This is a genomic window from Paraburkholderia silviterrae (assembly GCF_004353915.1).
GTDB classification, from domain to species: Bacteria; Pseudomonadota; Gammaproteobacteria; order Burkholderiales; family Burkholderiaceae; genus Paraburkholderia; species Paraburkholderia silviterrae.
In genome coordinates this window covers 151,204-170,092 of the sequence record NZ_SMRP01000009.1, presented here as the reverse complement: position 1 = coordinate 170,092, position 18,889 = coordinate 151,204, and the positions used below count along the sequence as shown (strand labels likewise).

At 63.0% G+C, this 18,889-nt stretch carries 14 protein-coding genes; 7 read left to right on the top strand and 7 right to left on the bottom strand.

The window, feature by feature from the left end; translation table 11 throughout:
- Positions 1-109: 109 nt before the first annotated feature.
- Positions 110-523: a DUF3331 domain-containing protein gene (locus EYW47_RS19440; protein ID WP_133196462.1), complete on the top strand. Its 414-nt coding sequence runs from the start codon at positions 110-112 to the stop codon at positions 521-523.
- A gap of 277 nt (positions 524-800) precedes the next feature.
- Positions 801-2,264: a mechanosensitive ion channel gene (locus tag EYW47_RS19435; RefSeq protein ID WP_133196461.1), complete on the top strand. Its 1,464-nt coding sequence runs from the start codon at positions 801-803 to the stop codon at positions 2,262-2,264.
- 45 nt (positions 2,265-2,309) lie between these two features.
- On the opposite strand, the gene EYW47_RS19430 is transcribed toward EYW47_RS19435, so the two are convergent.
- The 6 genes from EYW47_RS19430 to EYW47_RS19405 all read right to left on the bottom strand — a co-directional run bounded on the left by EYW47_RS19430 (position 2,310) and on the right by EYW47_RS19405 (position 12,171).
- Positions 2,310-3,275, bottom strand: coding sequence for a LysR family transcriptional regulator (locus tag EYW47_RS19430; RefSeq protein WP_133196460.1), 966 nt, complete (start codon positions 3,273-3,275; stop codon positions 2,310-2,312).
- A 165-nt stretch (positions 3,276-3,440) separates the two neighbouring features.
- The gene (locus EYW47_RS19425; protein WP_133196459.1) at positions 3,441-4,352 is read right to left on the bottom strand and encodes a bestrophin family protein; all 912 of its coding nucleotides are present in this window, start codon (positions 4,350-4,352) and stop codon (positions 3,441-3,443) included.
- Between the two features lie 123 nt (positions 4,353-4,475).
- Positions 4,476-5,483, bottom strand: coding sequence for a cytochrome d ubiquinol oxidase subunit II (gene cydB / locus EYW47_RS19420; RefSeq protein WP_133196458.1), 1,008 nt, complete (start codon positions 5,481-5,483; stop codon positions 4,476-4,478).
- Positions 5,484-5,487: 4 nt separating this feature from the next.
- On the bottom strand, positions 5,488-6,876 hold the full coding sequence (locus EYW47_RS19415) for a cytochrome ubiquinol oxidase subunit I (RefSeq protein WP_133196457.1): 1,389 nt from the start codon (positions 6,874-6,876) through the stop codon (positions 5,488-5,490).
- Positions 6,877-7,013: 137 nt separating this feature from the next.
- Positions 7,014-9,287 (bottom strand): FdhF/YdeP family oxidoreductase, encoded by a 2,274-nt coding sequence (locus EYW47_RS19410; RefSeq protein WP_133196456.1) that lies wholly within the window; start codon positions 9,285-9,287, stop codon positions 7,014-7,016.
- A 61-nt stretch (positions 9,288-9,348) separates the two neighbouring features.
- On the bottom strand, positions 9,349-12,171 hold the full coding sequence (locus tag EYW47_RS19405) for an ATP-dependent Clp protease ATP-binding subunit (protein WP_133196455.1): 2,823 nt from the start codon (positions 12,169-12,171) through the stop codon (positions 9,349-9,351).
- A gap of 514 nt (positions 12,172-12,685) precedes the next feature.
- Here EYW47_RS19405 and EYW47_RS19400 point away from each other — a divergent pair.
- The 5 genes from EYW47_RS19400 (at position 12,686) to EYW47_RS19380 (ending at position 17,680) form a co-directional block, all read left to right on the top strand.
- Entirely contained in the window at positions 12,686-12,964 is a 279-nt protein-coding gene (locus EYW47_RS19400; RefSeq protein ID WP_133196454.1) for a hypothetical protein, read from the top strand.
- Between the two features lie 293 nt (positions 12,965-13,257).
- Entirely contained in the window at positions 13,258-14,682 is a 1,425-nt protein-coding gene (locus EYW47_RS19395; RefSeq protein WP_133196453.1) for an aminotransferase-like domain-containing protein, read from the top strand.
- A gap of 146 nt (positions 14,683-14,828) precedes the next feature.
- Positions 14,829-16,361, top strand: a complete 1,533-nt coding sequence (locus EYW47_RS19390; RefSeq protein WP_133196452.1) for an FAD-dependent oxidoreductase — start codon at positions 14,829-14,831, stop codon at positions 16,359-16,361.
- Positions 16,362-16,384: 23 nt separating this feature from the next.
- Positions 16,385-16,840: a DUF1269 domain-containing protein gene (locus EYW47_RS19385; protein ID WP_165976616.1), complete on the top strand. Its 456-nt coding sequence runs from the start codon at positions 16,385-16,387 to the stop codon at positions 16,838-16,840.
- An 84-nt stretch (positions 16,841-16,924) separates the two neighbouring features.
- A complete protein-coding gene (locus EYW47_RS19380; RefSeq protein WP_133196450.1) occupies positions 16,925-17,680 on the top strand; it encodes a hypothetical protein in 756 nt (251 codons plus the stop codon).
- A gap of 43 nt (positions 17,681-17,723) precedes the next feature.
- Here the strand turns inward: EYW47_RS19380 and EYW47_RS19375 are convergent, their stop codons facing one another.
- On the bottom strand, positions 17,724-18,884 hold the full coding sequence (locus EYW47_RS19375; protein ID WP_133196449.1) for an NAD-dependent formate dehydrogenase: 1,161 nt from the start codon (positions 18,882-18,884) through the stop codon (positions 17,724-17,726).
- Positions 18,885-18,889: the final 5 nt, after the last annotated feature.

The window sequence follows — 18,889 nt, the reverse complement described above, 5'->3', positions numbered from 1 at the left end:
AAGCATTCCGTAAGGCATTCTGGAACACGAATCAAGGATCGCAAGGATCGGAAAGGCCGGGCGACTCCTTGAGCGCGTGCACGCGAACGTAACCAAGCGGAGGCAGAAGATGCGAGAACTCGGTGCCGTCGATGCGTGGGAGCATACGCTCGGCCTGCTAGGCGGAGGATCAGCCTCGCGCGGCAAGCGAAACGACGATTCGTGCAGTCAATCCAGCCATACCCGGTCGAGCCTGAAGCAGGAGGCGGTTCAGGCCACCCCGGCCCTGCGCGCCCATCTGGCTGTCGTGGAAACGTGGTCCGATAACCTGGTATCGGTGTCATGGAGCGATTCCACCAGCGGGCGATGCTCCGAGCAGCCATGGCGGCTGTGCATCGCGAGAAAGGGCGGCGTGTGCGCGTTGACGGGCGCCAGCATCCGGCGCGGCGACCGGGTCTACCGGCCGCTTTCCAGAAAGCTCATGTCGGCAAACGCAGGCTGGGTCGTGCTGGCCTCGGCGTTGAATCCCGTTACATCCATGTGAAAGCCCGAAAAAATCCCCAAAGGGGCACTTTGGGGATAACGAGGGCCTACATTTGTGGACGTCGAACCAACCGGACGCTTGCGGAGCAACAGCGCAGCAAGCGCCGCGGCGACGTACCGGCAGGCATATTACCCACTGGCCCCGTGGGGCGAAAGGCGTGGCGTCCAATAGCTAATATCGGCTGATTTCGAAAGCGCAAGGTTCCTGTATTGCAGATGCTTTGCGTGCAGTTTCGCGAAGTGTGGTGACCAGACCCTAACCTGTGTCGAGAAAAAAAATGGACTCATCCAATTTCCTTGCTTCGCTGCAGACTTCGCTGGGGGGATACTTGCCTCGGGTGGCGGCGGCCATCGGCATTCTGATCGTCGGCTGGATCGTGGCTTCGCTCGCGCGTGCCGGTGTGCGCAGACTCCTTTCCGCCTTGAAGGTCGACGAGCGCATTGCGGAAAATGCCGGGCAGGGTGCGTTCGTCGAGCAGCTCATCGCGAGCGGATTATTCTGGCTCATCCTGCTCGTCACGGCAGTCGGCATATTCAACGTGCTCGACCTGACCGACGTCTCGAGTCCGTTCTCGCAATTGCTCGGTCAAATCGTGGGCTACCTGCCCAACCTCATTGCGGGTGCGGCGCTGACGCTCGTCGCATGGCTGATTGCGCTGGTCTTGCGCAGTGTCGTGGCGCGCGCGCTGAAGGCCATGAAGCTCGACGACTGTCTCGCTTCGAGTGCGGGCATGAAGCCCGCGAGCAGCTATTTGAGCGATCTGCTCTTCTGGCTGGTCATCTTGTTGTTCCTCCCGGCCATCTTGTCCGCGTTCGCGCTTTCGGGCCTGCTCGCGCCCGTGCAGGGCATGGTCGACAAGCTGCTCGCGATCGTGCCGAACCTGTTCGCGGCCGCCGTTATTGGCTTTGTTGGCTGGATCGTCGCGCGGGTGCTGCGCGGCCTCGTCACCAATCTGCTCGCCGCGGCCGGTGCGGACCGCCTGCCCAAAGAGGTCGGCAGCCCAACCGCAGTCAAGCTCTCGAAGCTCGTGGGCACGCTGGTCTATCTCTTCGTGTTCATTCCCACCTTGATTGCCGCGCTCGACGCGCTGCACATCGACGCCATCTCGCGGCCGGCGACCGATATGCTGGGCCAGTTCCTCGACGCGGTGCCCAATATCGTCGCGGCCATCATCATTGTGCTCATTACGTATTACGTGGCGCGATTCGTGGGTTCGCTCATCCGCAGCCTGCTGGTTTCGGCCGGCGCGGACGGCTTGCCCGGCATCCTCGGCGTGGGCGGCGTGTTCACCGGCATGTTGCTGCCTTCCGAGCTCGCCGCGCGGCTCATCGTGTTCTTCGCGATGCTGTTCGCCGTGGTGGAGGCGGCCAACCGGCTCGGCTTCACCCAGGTGCGCGACGTGGTTACCCTGTTCATCGAATTCGGCGGCCACGTGCTGGTGGGCGCCGTGATCCTCGTGATCGGATACTGGCTCGCAGACCTCGCGCGGCGCGTCATTCAACAGGCCGAAAGCAACCATAGCGTGCTGTTTGCGCGAATCGCCCAATTCGCCATTCTGGGCCTCGTGTTCGCGATGGGGCTGCGCGCGATGGGCATTGCCAATGAAATCGTGCAACTGGCCTTCGGACTGGTGCTGGGCGCCATCGCCGTTGCGGTCGCGCTCGCGTTCGGCCTCGGTGGCCGCGAGGCAGCCGGGAAATTGCTCACCCGGTGGTTGAACGACAAGAACGCCGACCAGTGACGCTTGCGCACGCGCCGCACGCGCAGCAAGAGCAGCGGCGAGTCCTCACGATCGCCGCATATCACGTGCCTCGAAGGAGGGCGGTTCCCCCGGTGCGGTGTCTTCGGAGCCCAGCGTCGCCATCAACTCAGGCACGCATTTCTTCATGATGTTGACGACCATTCGCACGCGCGCGGGCACCGGCCTCTGGGCGCGCGTCAGCACGTGCAGCTCCTGCGCCGGCACGCCGTACTGCGGCAGCAATTCGACCAGCCGCCCACTGGCGAGCGCTTCAGCGCCCGCAAACGACTCCACCACGCCAATCCCCAGGCCCTCGCAAATCATCCGGTACATCGCCTTCCAGTGATTGGTGGTAATGGCGCTACGAATAGCGACGCTTTCCTGGGTGCTCGAGGCATCCACGAGCGGCAATTGATCCGCGCCAAACATGCCTTTGAGGCGGATGAACGGATGCTTGATCAGATCCGCTGGATCGGCAATCGGTTCGTGCTGCGAAAGATAGTCTGGCGAGGCCACCAGGACACGCTCCACCTGGCCCAGCCGGAACGCAAAGAACGCGCCTTCGCCCACTTGCCCCTGACGAAACGAAATGTCGATGCCCTCGGTGACGAGATCGACGATCTTGTCGCTCAACGCGAGGTCGATATTCAACTGCGGATACGCCTCGCGCACGAACCTCAATGCGTCCGGCAAGATCGCTTCGCCAAAGCAATGCGGCGCGCCAATGCGAATCGCGCCCTTGAGAATATGGCCATCGCTCGAGACTTCCGCAATGGCCTGTTCGGCCGCTGCAAGAATCTTCTTGCTGCGTTCGTAGAAAATCTCGCCCTCGGGCGTGCACTTGAACGTACGCGCATTGCGAAGCAGGAGGCGGCATCCGAGATACTTTTCCAGACGCTCGATTCGCTCGCTAGCGGCCGGCTGGCCGATATTCAGATCCCGCGCCGCGCTGGAGATGCTGCCTCGTTCGACGGCGCGGACATAAATACGCATCGCTTCCAGAAGATTCACGGTTGCGCTCCTGAAATCGCGGTGTTGGTCTGGCTTCCCGTCAATCCGTAAGGCGTGGTCTGGCTATCGGGGCGGGCAATCGATGCGGGCGGGCAAAAATAAAGTGAGTGAACCATTCACAAAAAGTACAGAGGGGTCGTGCCGGATGAGTCGTGCCATGCACGCTCAAGTGAGTTGATACGGGCGTATGGGCTTGACCGGCTCGGGCACCGGGCACCCGCACAGTTCGAGCACGGTGCGTTCGATATTGCGCGACATGGCGTCGAGCGCCAGTGCATTCGGCGCGGTACTGAACGGGTCGGCCACTTCGCTGGCGATGGCTTCGAGCGCGATCAGCGTATAGGAGATGAACACGCACAGCAGGGGTGTGAAGAACTCCGTCGAATCGACGAGCCCGAACGGCAGCAACACGCAATAGGCGTACACGGTCCGGTGCAGCAGCACGTTGTAGGCAAACGGTATGGGCGTGGAGGCAATGCGCTCACAGCCGCCAACGATCTTGCCCAGTTCGTTGAGCTGCGCATCGAACATCCAGAGCTTCGTATCGGACGTATGGCAGCGCTGCTGCGGGCTGGCCAGTTCCTCGCGGATCTCGTTGAGAATCGCAATGGGCTTGTAGATCTGGTCGCGCAGCCGTTGTGCTTGCTCGCTTCCAAGCAGGCGCGCGAAGTCCGGCGTGGGGTCGGTGCCGCGCAGTTCATGCTTGAGCGCGTAGACGAACCCAATCAGTTGCTGCGCGATGCGCAGGGTATCGGTGCGCTCCGGGGTATAGCAAAGCATTTGCGAGGTGAGCGCGCGCGCGGCGTTCAGCAGGCTGCCCCACAAGTGGCGCGCCTCGTTGAATCGCTCATAGCTGGCGTTGTTGCGAAACGCGAGGAAGATCGCGAGCGCCACGCCGAATAGCGTGAAGGGGGCCGTGTTCAGCGGGATCTTCTCGCCGAATACGCGCCCGTGCGTAAAAACGGCGAGGCTGCTCACGACCGCCATGAAGATCAGTTGCGGGATGATCGACTGCAGCACCGAGCCGTTCCATATGAACAGCAGCCGGAACCAGTTCTCCCTTGGCCTCACAATCATGATGTGCTCTTTGCATGTATCGAATGGCGGCAGTGCCGCCCGGGCACTTCATTCAGTGCCCGTTGTGGAGTGAAGAGGCGATGGGAATGGCGTGCCCTGCGGCGCGCCACGGATCTCCCGATATCAGTGGTAGCCCGTGTCTCCTTCCCGGACCTTGCCGCGGAACACGCGGTACTGCATGGCGTTGTAGACAAGAATGATCGGCAGCACGATGACCGTGCCCACGAGCGCGAAGAGCTGGCTCGAATGGCTCGACGAGGCCTGCCATATCGTGAGCGACGGCGGGACGATATACGGCCAGATGCTGATGACGAGCCCGGTATAGCCGAGAAAGCAGATCGCGAGCGTGAGCAGGAAGGGCATGGCTTCGTGCTGGAGCCGCACCGAGCGGAAGATGCTCACGACGCACACGAGCACGAGAATGGGCACGGGCAGGAACCAGCCGAGATTGCCGCTCGCGAACCAGCGGGCTTCGACCGCCGGCAAGCCCAGCACCGTCCACAGGCTCACCACGACAATGGCGCCCAGCAGCACGGCGGCGAGCGGACGCATCAACTGGCGCATCTTGCGCTGCAATTCGCCGTCAGTCTTGAGAATGAGCCAGCCGCAGCCGAGCGCCGCATAGGTGATCAGGACACCGAATCCGCAAAACACGCTGAATGGCGAGAACCAGTCGAACGGGTCGCCCGCGAACTTGTCGTCGACGATCTTGATGCCTTGCAGCAGCGAGCCCAGCACGATGCCCTGGCACATGGCCGCGAGCGCCGATCCGCCGATGAACGCGAGGTCCCAGGCGTGCTGCGTGCGGGTGGCCTTGGCGCGCAGTTCGAACGCGGCGCCGCGGAAGATCAGGCCCACGACCATGAGCATGAGCGGCATGTAGTTGGCCGGCAGCAGCGTGGAATAGACCACCGGAAAGGCGCCATAGAGCCCCGCGCCGCCCAGCACGAGAAACGTCTCATTGCCGTCCCAGACGGGAGCTACGGTGTTGAGCATCACCTCGCGCTCGCCTTTGCCTTCGAAGAACGGAAACAGCAGGCCAATGCCGAGATCGAAGCCGTCGAGCATCACGTAGATGAAGACCCCGAGTCCGATGATGGCGGCCCAGATAACAGGAAGGTCGATTTGCATGGCGTCACTCTCCTACCACGGCGTCCAGCGCACGGTTATGCAATCCAGGATACTTCAGCGATTCGCGGCTTTCGATGCCTTCCGCCGGCCCTTTGTTCATCATCTTCAACATGTAGTAGACGCCCGTGCCGAACACGAGGAAATACACGATCACGAGAATCAGCAGCGAAACGCCAACCTGCTGCGCGCCGACTGGCGACATCGAATCCGCAGTGCGCATGACGCCGTACACGGTCCAGGGCTGGCGTCCCACCTCGGTCGTGATCCAGCCGGCCAGCAGCGCGAGAATGCCGGATGGGCCCATGCAGAAAATGAACCACTGGTACCAGCGCGTTTCATAGAGGCGCCCGCGCAGGCGCAGCAACAGTCCAAGGAGCGCGGCCAGCAGCATCAGCATGCCGAGCCCGGCCATGATGCGGAAAGTCCAGAACACGATGGGCGAATACGGGCGGTCCTGCGGCGGAAATTCCTTGAGGCCGCGAATCTCGCCGTCCCAGCTATGCGTGAGAATCAGGCTGCCCAGATGCGGAATTTTGATGGCGTAGCGCGTGACTTCCGCGTTCATGTCGGGCAGGCCGACGAGATTGAGCGAGGTGCCGCCATGCTCGGTCTCCCAGAGCCCCTCGATCGCCGCAATCTTGGCGGGCTGATATTCACGCGTGTTCAGGCCGTGCGCATCGCCCACCACGATCTGCACTGGCGCGAGCACCAGCAGGATCCAGAGGGCCATCGAAAAGCTGCGCTTGACCGGCACGTCGCGCCGCCCGTGCAGCAGATGCCAGGCGCCGCACGCCGCGACGATGAAGGCTGCCACGATGAACGCGGCAATCGTCATGTGCGCAAGGCGAAACGGAAACGACGGGTTGAAGATCACCTTGAACCAGTCCACCGGCACGATGCGGCCGTTCTCGATCGCATAGCCTTGGGGCGTCTGCATGAAGCTGTTGGACGAGAGAATCCAGAACGTCGAGATTAGCGTGCCGATCGCCACCATCAGCGTCGCGAAGAAGTGCGCCTTGGGGCTCACGCGGTTCCAGCCGAACAGCATGACGCCGAGAAAGCCCGCTTCGAGGAAGAAGGCCGTCAACACTTCATAGGTCAAGAGCGGCCCGGTGATATTGCCGGCAACCGTGGAAAAGCCGCTCCAGTTCGTGCCGAATTCGTAGGCCATGACGACGCCCGAAACCACGCCCATGCCGAAGCCCACGGCGAAAATTTTGGACCAGAAGCGGTACATGTCCTTGTAGGCCGCGTCGCCGGTCAGCAGCAGGCGCCATTCGAGCACGGCCAGAAAACTCGCCATGCCGATGCTGATCGCCGGAAAGACGATATGAAACGAGACTGTGAACGCAAATTGCAGCCTGGCGAGATGAAATGCGTCGAAGATTTGCATGATGGGTCAAAGCTCCAGGTAACGACTGCATTTGCGTGCAGAAGAGCAGGTCCGGCCGGGTGAAGCATGGCCCGGCCGGACGGCCGGGAACGCGCAGTGCCTGCGGAATGGCTGCGTAGTGCCTGCCTGATGCGCGCTCAGGTGGCCGCGCGCACGACGCGCACGGGCACGGACTTGTACGAGGGCGTGCCGCTTTCCTTGTCGATGAAGTCGAGCGGCACGAGCACGTTTGCCTCCGGGTAGTACGCCGCCACCGATCCCTTCGCGATGCTGTAGCGGATGGCCGTGATGTTCGGCAGGCGCAGCGTTCGTCCGGGCGTGAGCGTTTCGATATCGACCAGGTCACCGTGCTCGATGCCGAGAGCGGCCATGTCCTCGTCGCTCATGAAGAGCACGTCGCGTCGCCCGAAGACGCCGCGATAACGGTCGTCCATCGCATAGATCGTGGTGTTGTACTGGTCGTGGCTGCGGATCGTGATGAGCCGCAGCACGTTCTCCGCCCCGAACACGTCGGCGTCTTCCTTCACGCCGCCGTAGACCGAGAACATGGCCTTGCCCGACGGCGTGTGCCATTGGCGCTCGGTGGGCGGCAGCGGCAGGCGGAATCCGCCTGGCACGCGAATGCGCGCGTTGAAGTCTTCGAAGCCCGGCACGGTCTGCTCGATCAGGTCGCGGATCTTGTCATAGTCGGAGATGAGCTCCATCCAGGACACCTTGGTGTTCGGGAGCGCGGCGCGCGCCATGCCGGCCACGATCGCGGGCTCGGAGCGCAGGTGCTCGGAGGCGGGCGTGAGCTTGCCGGCCGACGCGTGGACCATGGACATCGAGTCCTCTACCGTGATCGACTGCCTGCCGCCCGTTTGCATGTCGAGTTCCGTGCGGCCGAGGCAGGGGAAAATATAGGTTTCCTTCGAAACCAGCAGGTGCGTGCGGTTGAGCTTGGTGCCGATATGCACGCCCAGGTCGAGCTTGGCCATGGCGGGGAAGGACTGCTCAGAATCGGGCAACGCGACCGCGAAGTTGCCGCCGAGGCAGATCAGCGCCTTCGCCTTTCCGTCGATCATCGCCTGCATGGCCTGGACCGCGTCGTGCCCGTGTTCGGACGGGGGCGTGAAGCCGCACGCGTTTTCAATCAGCTTCAGGAATGCCTGCGATGGCTTTTCGGTGATGCCCACCGTGCGGTTGCCCTGCACGTTGGAGTGGCCGCGCAGCGGGCAAATACCCGCGCCGGGCTTGCCGAAGTTGCCGCGCATGAGCAGCAGGTCGGCAATCAGCCGCACGTTCGCGGTGCCCTTGTTGTGCTGCGTGATGCCCATGCCGTAGGTGACGATCGTCGCGTTCGACTTCGCGTAGGCGAGCGCGACATGCTCAAGATCCGGCTGCGTGAGGCCGCTGGCCTTTTCGATGTCGTCCCACGAGGTTGCCTCGAGATCCGCAGCGAAGGCGTCGAATCCTTCGGTATGCGCAGCAATGAAGTCCTTGTCAAGCACGTTGCCTTCTTCGGCCTCCATCGCGAGAAGCGCCTTCATGATGCCCTTGAGCGCTGCCGCGTCGCCGCCGGCGTCGACCTGGAAGTACGTCGAGGCGATGCGGGTCGAACTGAAGGTCGCCATCTCGAACATGCTCTGCGGGTCGGCAAACCGTTCGAGCGCACGCTCGCGCAGCGGGTTGAAGACGATGATGGGCACGCCGCGCCGCGACGCTTCATGCAGCGTCCCCATCATGCGCGGATGGTTCGTGCCCGGGTTGTGGCCGATGGAGATGATGAGCTCGGCCGAGTCGAAGTCTTCGAGCGAAACCGTGCCCTTGCCGATGCCGATCGACTGCGGCAGGCCCACGCTGGTGGGCTCGTGGCACATGTTCGAGCAATCGGGGAAATTGTTGGTGCCGTATTCGCGGGCGAACAATTGATACAGGTACGCGGCTTCATTCGAGGCGCGCCCGGACGTATAGAACTCGACCTGGTCGGGCGCAAGCGAGCGCAGAATCTCGCCGATGCGCGCAAACGCGTCTTCCCAGTCGACGGCGCGGAATGTGTCGGTCGCCCGGTCGTAGACGAGCGGATGCGTGAGCCGGCCCATGTCTTCGAGCTCGTAGTCGGTCTTCTGCAAGAGCGACGCGACCGTGTTGGCCGCGAAGAACTCGGGCGGCACGCGCTTGGTCGTGGCCTCCCACGTAACGGCCTTGGCGCCGTTCTCGCAGAACTGGAACGTCGAGCGGTGCTCCTTGTCGGGCCATGCGCATCCGGGGCAATCGAACCCGTCGGGCTGGTTCGTGCGCAGCAAGACAATGGGAGCCTCGACGCTCTGCATTTGTTGCTGGATAGCCTGAGCGGTCGCCCGAAGCGCTCCCCAGCCGCCGGCGGGGCCGTCGTAGGGGTGGATGCCTGGCACTTCGCGTTGCTTGGTCATAGGAAACTCCGTAACGGTTCGAGGTACGCCAATAGCAGGGCGCCGCTCTGGCTCTAATGAATTACTCGGCGCTCGCGCCGGACTCGCGCGCGCTGCGCTTCTTGCGCCCCTTTCCGGCTGCGGTGCCCTTCGCGGACGCCGCGTCTTCGGCGTCCTTCGTGGCATCTTCACCGTTCGGCGCCATGGTGGTTTTTGCTTCGGCATCCGAATCGGATGCAGAGGCCGTCTTGTTGAACTTGACCTCGCCGCTCTCCTTGTCGTAGTCGATCTCCACGCTGTCGCCGGGCTTGAGCGCATCGCCAAGAATTTCCTTCGCGAGACGCGTTTCCACTTCCTGGCGGATCTTGCGCTTCAATTCGCGCGCGCCGAATTCGGGCTGGTAACCGACCTCGACCATGTGATCGACAAGGGAATCGCCGATCTTCAGCGTGATGTCCTGGGCTGCCGCCGTGCGGACCACCCGGTCGAGCTGGATCTGCACGACCGCGCGGATGTTGTCCTTCGAGAGCGCGTTGAAGATGATGATTTCGTCGATGCGATTGAGGAACTCGGGGCGGAAGTGGCCCTTGAGCACCTTCATCATTTCCTCGCGGATTGCCTTGTCGGACTTGCGGTCCGCTTCAGGCTGCTCGAGGTTGTCCATGATGATCGGCGCGCCCAGATTGCTCGTGGCGATGATCACCGTGTTGCTGAAGTCCACCACGCGGCCCTTGCCGTCGGTGAGGCGGCCATCGTCGAACACCTGCAGCAGCACGTTGTAGACGTCCGGGTGCGCCTTCTCGATTTCGTCGAGCAGGATCACGCTATAGGGGCGGCGGCGCACGCGCTCGGTGAGCTGGCCGCCTTCGTCGTAGCCGACATATCCGGGCGGCGCGCCAATCAGGCGCGCGACCGCGTGGCGCTCCATGTACTCGCTCATGTCGATGCGGATAATGGCCTGCTCGTCGCCGAACACGCTTTCCGCAAGCGCCTTCGCAAGCTCGGTCTTGCCCACACCCGTGGGCCCGAGGAACAGAAACGTGGCAATCGGCCGGTGCTCCTGGCCGAGGCCCGCGCGCGAGAGGCGCACGGCGTCGCTCACTGCGACCACGGCATCGTCCTGGCCCACTACGCGCTCGCGCAGCTTGTCCTCCATTTTCAGGAGCTTCTGGCGCTCTTCCTGCGTAAGCTCGGCAACCGGAATGCCCGTGAGACGCGAAACCACCTCGGCCACCGAGGCCACTGTGACTTCGAGCGTTTCCGTGCCGGTCTTGCGCTGCCACGCTTCCATTTGCTCGTCGAGCTGCTTCTGCTTTTCGCTGATGCGCTCTTCGAACGCCTTCGCCTGGTCGTAGCGCTTGCGCGAGGACGCGTAATCCTGTTCGCGCTTGAGCTGGGCCACTTCCGCTTCGAGCTCCTGAATGTCCGCTGGCCGCGACGTCGCGCCGATGCGCACGCGCGCCGCCGCCTGATCGATCAGATCGATAGCCTTGTCCGGCAGGAAGCGCGAGGTGATGTAGCGGTCCGCAAGCTCCGCGGCGGCCACGAAAGCCTCGTCGGAGAAAGTGACCTGATGGTGCGCCTCGAGCTTGTCGCGCAGGCCGCGCAGGATCACGATGGTCTGCTCCACGCTCGGCTCGGGCACGAGCACGGGCTGGAAGCGCCGCTCGAGCGCCGCGTCCTTTTCGATGTACTTCTGATACTCGTTGAGCGTGGTCGCGCCAATCAGGCTCAGCTCGCCGCGCGCGAGCGCGGGCTTGAGCACGTTCGCGATATCGAGGCCGCCTTCGCCGCCGCCTTGCCCCGCGCCCACGATCGTATGCAATTCGTCGATGAAGAGGATCAGCTCGTCCTGCTTGGCCGTGACCTCGTCGATCAGCTGCTTGGCGCGCTCCTCGAACTCGCCGCGATACTTCGCGCCCGCGACCATCGAGTTGATGTTGACTTCGACGAGCCGCTTGCCGCGCAGCACCTCTGGGACGTCGCCGTTCACGATACGCTGCGCGAGGCCTTCGACGATGGCGGTCTTGCCCACACCCGGCTCGCCAATCAGCACCGGATTGTTCTTCTTGCGGCGCGCGAGCACCTCGATGGTGCTTTCGATTTCCTGGGCGCGGCCCAGCACCGGATCGAGCTTGCCCTGGCGCGCCATAGCGGTGAGGTCGCGGCCGAACTTGTCGAGATTCGGCGTGCCGGTCGAGGCTTCGACACGGCCATCCTCGGCGCCCTTGCCAACGACCTTCACCACCTTTTGCCGCAACGCTTCGGGCGTCACGCCATACTTCTTGAGCAGGGTGCCCGCGAGGCTCTCGGGTACCGAGGCGAGGCCAATCAACAGATGTTCGGGACCGACATAGGAATGCCCGAGCTCGCGCGATGCCTGGAACGCGTACTGGAACGCCTTCTTCAGGCGCGGCGAGACGGTCATCTGCACGTCTTCGTCGTCGTCGCTCGCGGTGCCGTGCTTCGCGTGCTCGTCGATATAGCTCTTGATGTCCTGCGGCGAGAGCTTGAGCTCCTTGAGCAAGGTCGCGCAAACGTCCGTGTCGGCAAGCACATAGAGGACATGCTCGGTATCGAGCTCCGTGCGGTGCAGTTCGTGCGCCTTCTCCGCCGCGCGCTGGAGCAGCTCCATGGTTTGCTCGCTGAACGCGTCGGTCACGTCGACCGAGTCGCGCGGCACGCTCGCGGACAGACCCGCCTCGTCGCCGAGCCCGCCCAGCAAGTGCGAGAGGCCGCCTCCGCCGCCCAGCAGCGAATCGAACGGATTGAGCATGCTTTGGTGGCGCATCAGCTGCCGATAGTGGTAGTCGCAAATCGACAGCGACTTGCGCTCGCCGTCCTCGGTCACGACGACGCGCGCAACGGCGGGACGGGCATGGCAGATATCGCAGAGTGTGGGCATGATCGTGTCACCTCTAACCGTGGAGAGTTTCGTCCTGCAATGGGTGGCGTCGGCTTGCCGCCTTCGACGCGTCCTTCGGCGCAGTAGCCGAAAGCGCGACCGGCACCGACGCCTCGCTGGTCAACATCAGAAACGTGAACGTTTCGCGCAGATACAACCGTACGGTGGTCTTGCACCGGTCTTTGCAACGCTCGGCCTTACGTAGAGTAGGTCTCTCGCGTGCAGCCTCAAAGGTCGGCTACAAAGGAATTGAAACGGACTGTGGCGGCCGGTGGAATGCATCTGGGTCGGTCTGAAACGGGCCCATGCGAACCGCAAAAAGGGACAATTGGACAGGTAAATTCTATGAGTGGATCAAGCCAATGTGAACATCTGTCGATCCGATACTAGATATCGGGCCGATGCGAGAATCTATTGATCCGATATTAAGTATTGGGAATTGGAATTGCGCAGGGCAATTCGCGTTTCGCTTATCGTGTATCACATCAAGACGCACGTTCCAGGGAGGTGCAGCGTGAGCACTGAAGATCGAGTCGACAGTATCCAGCGCGCGCAAAATTTCGACGACCTGCATGACGCGATGCAGGGATTTCTCGAAGAGGCCGAAGGCCGCTATCCCGCTCTCGCACAGGCCGCAACGCTGAAGGCGTGCATTGGCGGCAGCGCGTTCGCGCAAGCCGTTGGCGAACTGAAGCAGTATCAATCGCTCACCGGCGAGACCTACCCCGACGTCCATCGCGTGGTCGAGGCGGCCGCGGCGAAGCATGCACAGTTGAGCGGCACGAACACATAGATTCAGTAGATTGCTTGCCCACCTGGCAGCGCGGTGCCGATACACCGCGCTTGCTCCCTTTCGCATTGCCTTGTCCATCGCGCTTGCTCCGTAGACGCTGCGAGTGCCTTCGCCTTCGGGGCGGATGGCACGTTGCTGTGCAGTTCGTAGAGGCAAGAATAAAAGTTGCGATCCCGCTCCATGACGCACAGAATGGCCGGACTTTTTAGAGTACAGTTCGGCGCGCCGCAGTACACTTGAATGGCTGTGCTGTTTTCGACAAAAGTAAAAAAGCGAGCAAGGGGGAGGGCGCGGTGAAACTCTATGAGAAGCTCGCGGACGACATTGAATCGCTGATCCGCAAAGGCGTCTATCGGCCCGGCGACCGTGTTCCATCGGTTCGGCAGGCGAGCCAGCAGCACCGCCTCAGCATCACCACCGTGATACGCGCGTATTTGCTGCTGGAAAGCCGTGGCGTGCTGGAAAGCCGTCCGCAATCGGGCTTTTTCGTGAGTCTGCGAATGGCCGAAGGCAACAGGCCCGCCGGCGAATTGCGCCCGACGCAGCCCATTGCCGTATCGGCCAGCGTCGACGTGAGCCGCCTCGTGCTTTCGACGTTGCGCTCGATTGGCGCCGACGACGCCGTGCCGCTCGGCTCGCCGTACCCCGACCCGACGCTGTTTCCGTTCGAGAAGCTCAATCGCTATGCGTCGGCCGCCGGGCGCAACAAGGCGCTCTGGGGCATTACCAATGCGCTGCCGCCGGGCTGCCCGGACCTCGTGCGCCAGATTGCGCGGCGCTACCTCGAAAACGGCATGGCCGTGGACCCGAACGAGATCATCGTGACCGTGGGCGCCACGGAGGCGATCAACCTGTGCCTGCAAGCGATCGCGAAGCCTGGGGACGTGATCGCCGTCGAGTCGCCGACGTTCTACGCCATGCTGCACGCCATCGAGCGCTCGGGCATGAAGGCCATCGAGGTGGCGACGCATCCCGAGCACGGTATCGAAATCGACGCGCTCGCGAAGATCATCGAATCGCAGCCCATTGCGGCCTGCATGGTGATGCCGAATTTCCAGAATCCACTGGGCTTTCAAATGCCCGACGCTCGCAAGCGCGAGCTCGTCGAGCTGCTCGGCAACGCACAGATTCCCGTCATCGAAAATGGCGTCTATAACGAACTGTATTTCGGCGCCTCACACCCGACCACGTTGAAATCGTATGACAAGAAGGGCATCGTGTTGCATTGCGGCTCGTTTTCGAAAAGCCTTACCGCCGCGTATCGCATCGGCTGGGCCTTGCCTGGCCGCTATCGCGACGAGGTCGAGAAGCTGAAGTTTCTGAATACGCTGACGACCTCGGTGATTCCGCAACTGGCCATCGCGGAGTTTCTCGAACGCGACGGCTACGAGCATCATCTGCGCCGCGTGCGCAAGAACTATGCGCAGCAGGCCAATCTGATGAAGTCGATGGTCGCGCGGTTTTTCCCCGCCGGCACGCGCATGTCGAACCCGGCGGGCGGCTACGTGCTGTGGGTGGAGCTGCCGGCGAAGGTCGACTCGATGAAGCTCTACCAGATGGCGCTCGAGCGCGGCATTACGATCGGCCCGGGCTACATGTTTTCGATCTCCGACAGCTACCGCAATTTCATCCGCCTCAATTACAGCAGCCCATGGTCGAGCGAGATCGAGCAGGCCGTCATTACCGTGGGCAAACTGGTTGCGCACTGCGCGCGCTGAGGAGCCGGATCGGCGGCACTGGACATACAAGCGTACGTTCGAAGGTGTAGTGTTCAAATACGTTCAAGCCCAAACGGCATTTCGGAATGCATGAATGCCGATACATTGCATCGGGGCTTTTGTATCGACATGGAAGGAGTGGCGCAATGTCGAAGGATTCCAGTGCTGCATCCGAACGCGATTTCACCCAGGGCGTGCCGCTCGATGACATCGCCGACGAAGGCATCTTGACGGGCCAGGTGGGCGATGAATCCGTGCTTCTGGTGCGCAAGGGCGGCGAATTCTTCGCCGTCGCCGCGACCTGCACGCACTACGGCGGCCCGCTGGCCGAAGGGCTCGTGGTGGGCGATACGATCCGCTGCCCATGGCACCACGCGGCGTTCTGCCTGCGCGACGGCCAGGTGGCGCACGCACCCGCGCTGGACGGCCTCAAATGCTGGCGCGTGGAGCAGTCCGGCGGGCGCGCGTTCGTGCGCGAAGCGCTACCTGCGCAGGTGCCGCCGAAGCTGAGCACTGCGAAGGTCCCGGAGTCGGTCATGATCATCGGTGGTGGCGCGGCCGGCAACGCGGCCGCCATGACGCTGCGTAGCGAGGGCTACGCAGGCCCCATCACCGTCTGGAGCGCCGATGCTGCGCCGCCCTACGACCGGCCGAATCTATCGAAGGACTATCTCGCGGGAACGGCCGATCCCGCATGGCTGCAGTTGCGATCGCCCGAGTTCTACGCTGAGGAGCGTATCGAGGTGCGCTGCGACCAGCGGGTGGTCCAGATCGATCCGGCAAACAAGGCCATTGCGCTTGCTAACGGAGCCCATGAGCACTACGGCGCATTGCTCATTGCGACCGGCGCTATACCCATCCGGCTCGCGGTTCCCGGCGCGCAGTTGCCCCATGTGAGGGTGCTGCGCTCGCTGGCCGACTGCGACGCGCTGATTGCACGGCTCGCCACGACGCGTCGCTGCGTCGTGGTGGGCGCGGGTTTCATCGGACTCGAAGCCGCAGCCGCGTTGAGAACGCGTGGTGTCGAAGTGCACGTCGTCATGCGCGGCGCGCATCCCCTGGAAAGGGTGCTGGGCGCCGCACTCGGCGACATGCTGAAAAAGCTGCACGAGTCGCACGGCGTGGTTTTTCACGTTGACGCGGATGTCAACGAGATCACGGCAAATAGCGTGAAACTCTCGACCGGCGACGAACTGCCTGCCGAGCTCGTGGTGACCGGGATCGGCGTCGCGCCCGAAGTCGCGCTGGCCCAGCAGGCGGGTCTCGCTATCGATCGCGGCGTGAGCGTGAATGAGTATCTTCAGACCAGCGCAGCAGGCGTCTACGCCGCGGGCGATATCGCGCGCTGGCCCGATCCGCGCACGGGCGGGCGCATCCGCGTCGAGCATTGGGTCGTGGCGGAGCGCCAGGGCGTGGTCGCGGCGCGCAACATGCTGGGCATGCAGCAGCGCTTCGAGGCGGTGCCGTTTTTCTGGACGCAGCATTACGACCTCGCCATCAACTATGTCGGCCACGCCGAAGGCTGGGACCGCGTCGATATCGATGGCGATCCCGCCGCGCATGCGTGCGCCGCCACGTATTGGCGCGGCAACCAGCGCCTCGCGGTCGCGACCGTGGGCCGCGATCTGGAAAGTCTTCGCGCTGAGGCGGCGCTCGAAGTGCAGACACCGGTTCAATGACGTCAAATGTGAGGAGCGATGTGATGGCCCAACAACTCATCGTCGCTGTGTTCAACAGCGTGAGCGACGCGGAAGATGCCGCCCAGGCGATCCGCAAGCTGGAAGCTGCGGACCCGGGCTTCAAGGTCGAGAGCGGTGTCATGGCGGAGAAGGACAGCGCCGGCAAGGTCAGCTTGCTCGGCACGAAGACGCACCCGTTCTGGGGCGTGGTGATCGGCGCCGTCACGGGGAGCCTGATCGGTCTGCTGGGCGGGCCGTCGGGCGCCATGCTCGGCTTCACGATAGGGGCGAGCACCGGCCTTGCAGGCGTCGCGCTCGCGGACATACTCGATCACGAATTCGTGCATGCCATCGGCAACGCGTTTGCGCCCGGCACGGTCGCGATTTTTCTGGAGGCAAGCGAAGCGTCAACAGCGCAAGTGGACACTCTCGTAGCGTCGTATCACGGAACGATCCACCGCAAGCCGCTGGCGCAATGACATGCGGGCAGGCCGCCTCGAGGGAGGCGGCTTCCGTGCAGGGTGCACGACTGCTTATTTGTGCATCATCGCCCTGACGATAAAGTGAAATGGCAGCGTAAGGAGCACGGTGGCGCCAAAGCCGACGCACCAGAGAATAAACACCCACTTCAGGTCGTGCAGAAAACCGTGGCGCCGGTCGGTTGGTTCACGTTTCATCATTTGCTCCTCGCCGGAAATTTCATCGGTTACTCCGAAAACGCGCAGCGGCGGCACGGTTGCCTGGTCGGGGCGGTGCGCAAATTATGGCACCGGCGCCCGCAAGCAATCAACACGATCGCCGCCATCACCCGTACCAATCGATCGCTCATCAATGGGGACTCCAAAATGAAAGCCGAATCTCAACCCAACCCTCGCATCGAGGAGCGCGAGCAATCCGGGCCGCACCTGACCGCGCACGAGCACGTCGGCCTGAACGGAAGAATTGCGCTTGCCATTACCAACGCCGTGGGCACGATGTGGTGCGCCTACGTCTTCGCAATCATTGCGCTCATCAGCTTGCCGTCGTCCATCGCGGGCGGCGTGTCGACGCTCGTTGCCTGGGTCGCGCAGACGTTTTTGCAACTGGTGCTGCTGTCGGTCATCATGGTGGGCCAGAAGGTTGCGGCCGCGGCGTCGGACAAACAAGCGCTGCAGACCTATAAGGACGCGGAAGCGCTCCTGAAGATTCAGGACGAAGTGCGCAGGCTCATCGAAGTCAACAACGCGCTGACCGAGGCGATCCATCGCGCGGTCATGGAGAAGGACGGCGCGGCCGCCGCGCACCGGCAGATTGCCGGCGAAGCAAGGCCGCCGGTGTGACTGAGGCGGGCGCCGCGAGTCCATGCGGCTCGCGCGCCCCCCGTTACGTAAGCTGATACGATGCGCGCCCCGTTCCCGCCAGATTGCCGCCGTCGACGATCAAGTACTCTTCGCGAATGGGCGCACCGCCAAAGAAGCTCTGCAGAATCTCGAGCGTGCCCGCCGCATAGCGCGCCTGTGCCGAAAGTGTCGTGCCGGAGATATGCGGCGTCATGCCGTTGAAGGGCATGGTTCGCCACGGATGATCGGGCGGCGCGGGTTGCGGAAACCAGACGTCGCCCGCGTAGCCCGCGATCTGGCCGGACTGCAATGCGCGCACGACCGCGTCTCGTTCCACCAGTTGACCGCGCGCCGTGTTGATGAGATACGCGCCGCGTTTCAACTTCGCGAACATGGCGTCATTGAAGAAATGTTCGGTGGAAGGATAAAGCGGCAGCTGCAGGTTCACGATATCCACGGCGCGAACCAGCGACGCCGCATCCGGATGCCAGGTGAGCGCCAGTTCGCGTTCGATTTCCGGTGCCAGGCGGTGGCGCTGGGTGTAGTGCAGCGCGAGTCCGAAGGGCTTGAGCCTGCGCAGCACCGCGAGACCGATTCTGCCTGCGCCGATCGTGCCGAAATGCATGCCTTCGATGTCATAGCTGCGCTCGACGCATTCGGCAATGTTCCACCCGCCGGCGGCCGAAAAAGCATGCGACGGCACGTAATTGCGCACCAGCGTGAGGATGACCATGACAACATGCTCGGCCACGCTGATGCTGTTCGAGCCGGTCACTTCGGCAACGGTAATGCCCGCCTGCGCCGCGGCCTTGAGATCGACGTGATCGGATCCCACGCCCGCAGTCAGCGCGAGCTTGAGATTTTTGGCTTTGGCGATGCGCTCCGCGCTCAGGTAGGCGGGCCAGAACGGTTGCGAAATGACCACTTCGGCTTCGGGCAGATATCGCTCGAACGCCGAATCTGGACCGTCTTTATCGCTGGTCACGATCAGCTCGTGGCCGTGGTGGACCAGATAAGGGCGCAGCCCCAGCTCGCCGGAGACGCAGCCCACCAGCTCGCCCGGCTTGAAGCCCAGCGCTCCACTGGGGTGGGGCGCCTTCTGGCCGTTGTCGTAGACGGCGATTTCAGGAATCGCGTCGCGCACATAGCGGGGCGGGTAGCCGGTTTGAGGATCGGGGTAGAGCACACACAGGACTTTGGCCATCGCTG

Bases quoted from the DNA above. Each gene is read 5' to 3' on its own strand.
- EYW47_RS19440 (WP_133196462.1), top strand. From the start codon at position 110: ATGCGAGAACTCGGTGCCGTCGATGCGTGGGAGCATACGCTCGGCCTG.
- EYW47_RS19435 (WP_133196461.1), top strand. From the start codon at position 801: ATGGACTCATCCAATTTCCTTGCTTCGCTGCAGACTTCGCTGGGGGGA.
- EYW47_RS19425 (WP_133196459.1), bottom strand. From the start codon at position 4,352: ATGATTGTGAGGCCAAGGGAGAACTGGTTCCGGCTGCTGTTCATATGG.
- cydB (WP_133196458.1), bottom strand. From the start codon at position 5,483: ATGCAAATCGACCTTCCTGTTATCTGGGCCGCCATCATCGGACTCGGG.
- EYW47_RS19415 (WP_133196457.1), bottom strand. From the start codon at position 6,876: ATGCAAATCTTCGACGCATTTCATCTCGCCAGGCTGCAATTTGCGTTC.
- EYW47_RS19410 (WP_133196456.1), bottom strand. From the start codon at position 9,287: ATGACCAAGCAACGCGAAGTGCCAGGCATCCACCCCTACGACGGCCCC.
- EYW47_RS19405 (WP_133196455.1), bottom strand. From the start codon at position 12,171: ATGCCCACACTCTGCGATATCTGCCATGCCCGTCCCGCCGTTGCGCGC.
- EYW47_RS19390 (WP_133196452.1), top strand. From the start codon at position 14,829: ATGTCGAAGGATTCCAGTGCTGCATCCGAACGCGATTTCACCCAGGGC.
- EYW47_RS19385 (WP_165976616.1), top strand. From the start codon at position 16,385: ATGGCCCAACAACTCATCGTCGCTGTGTTCAACAGCGTGAGCGACGCG.
- EYW47_RS19375 (WP_133196449.1), bottom strand. From the start codon at position 18,884: ATGGCCAAAGTCCTGTGTGTGCTCTACCCCGATCCTCAAACCGGCTAC.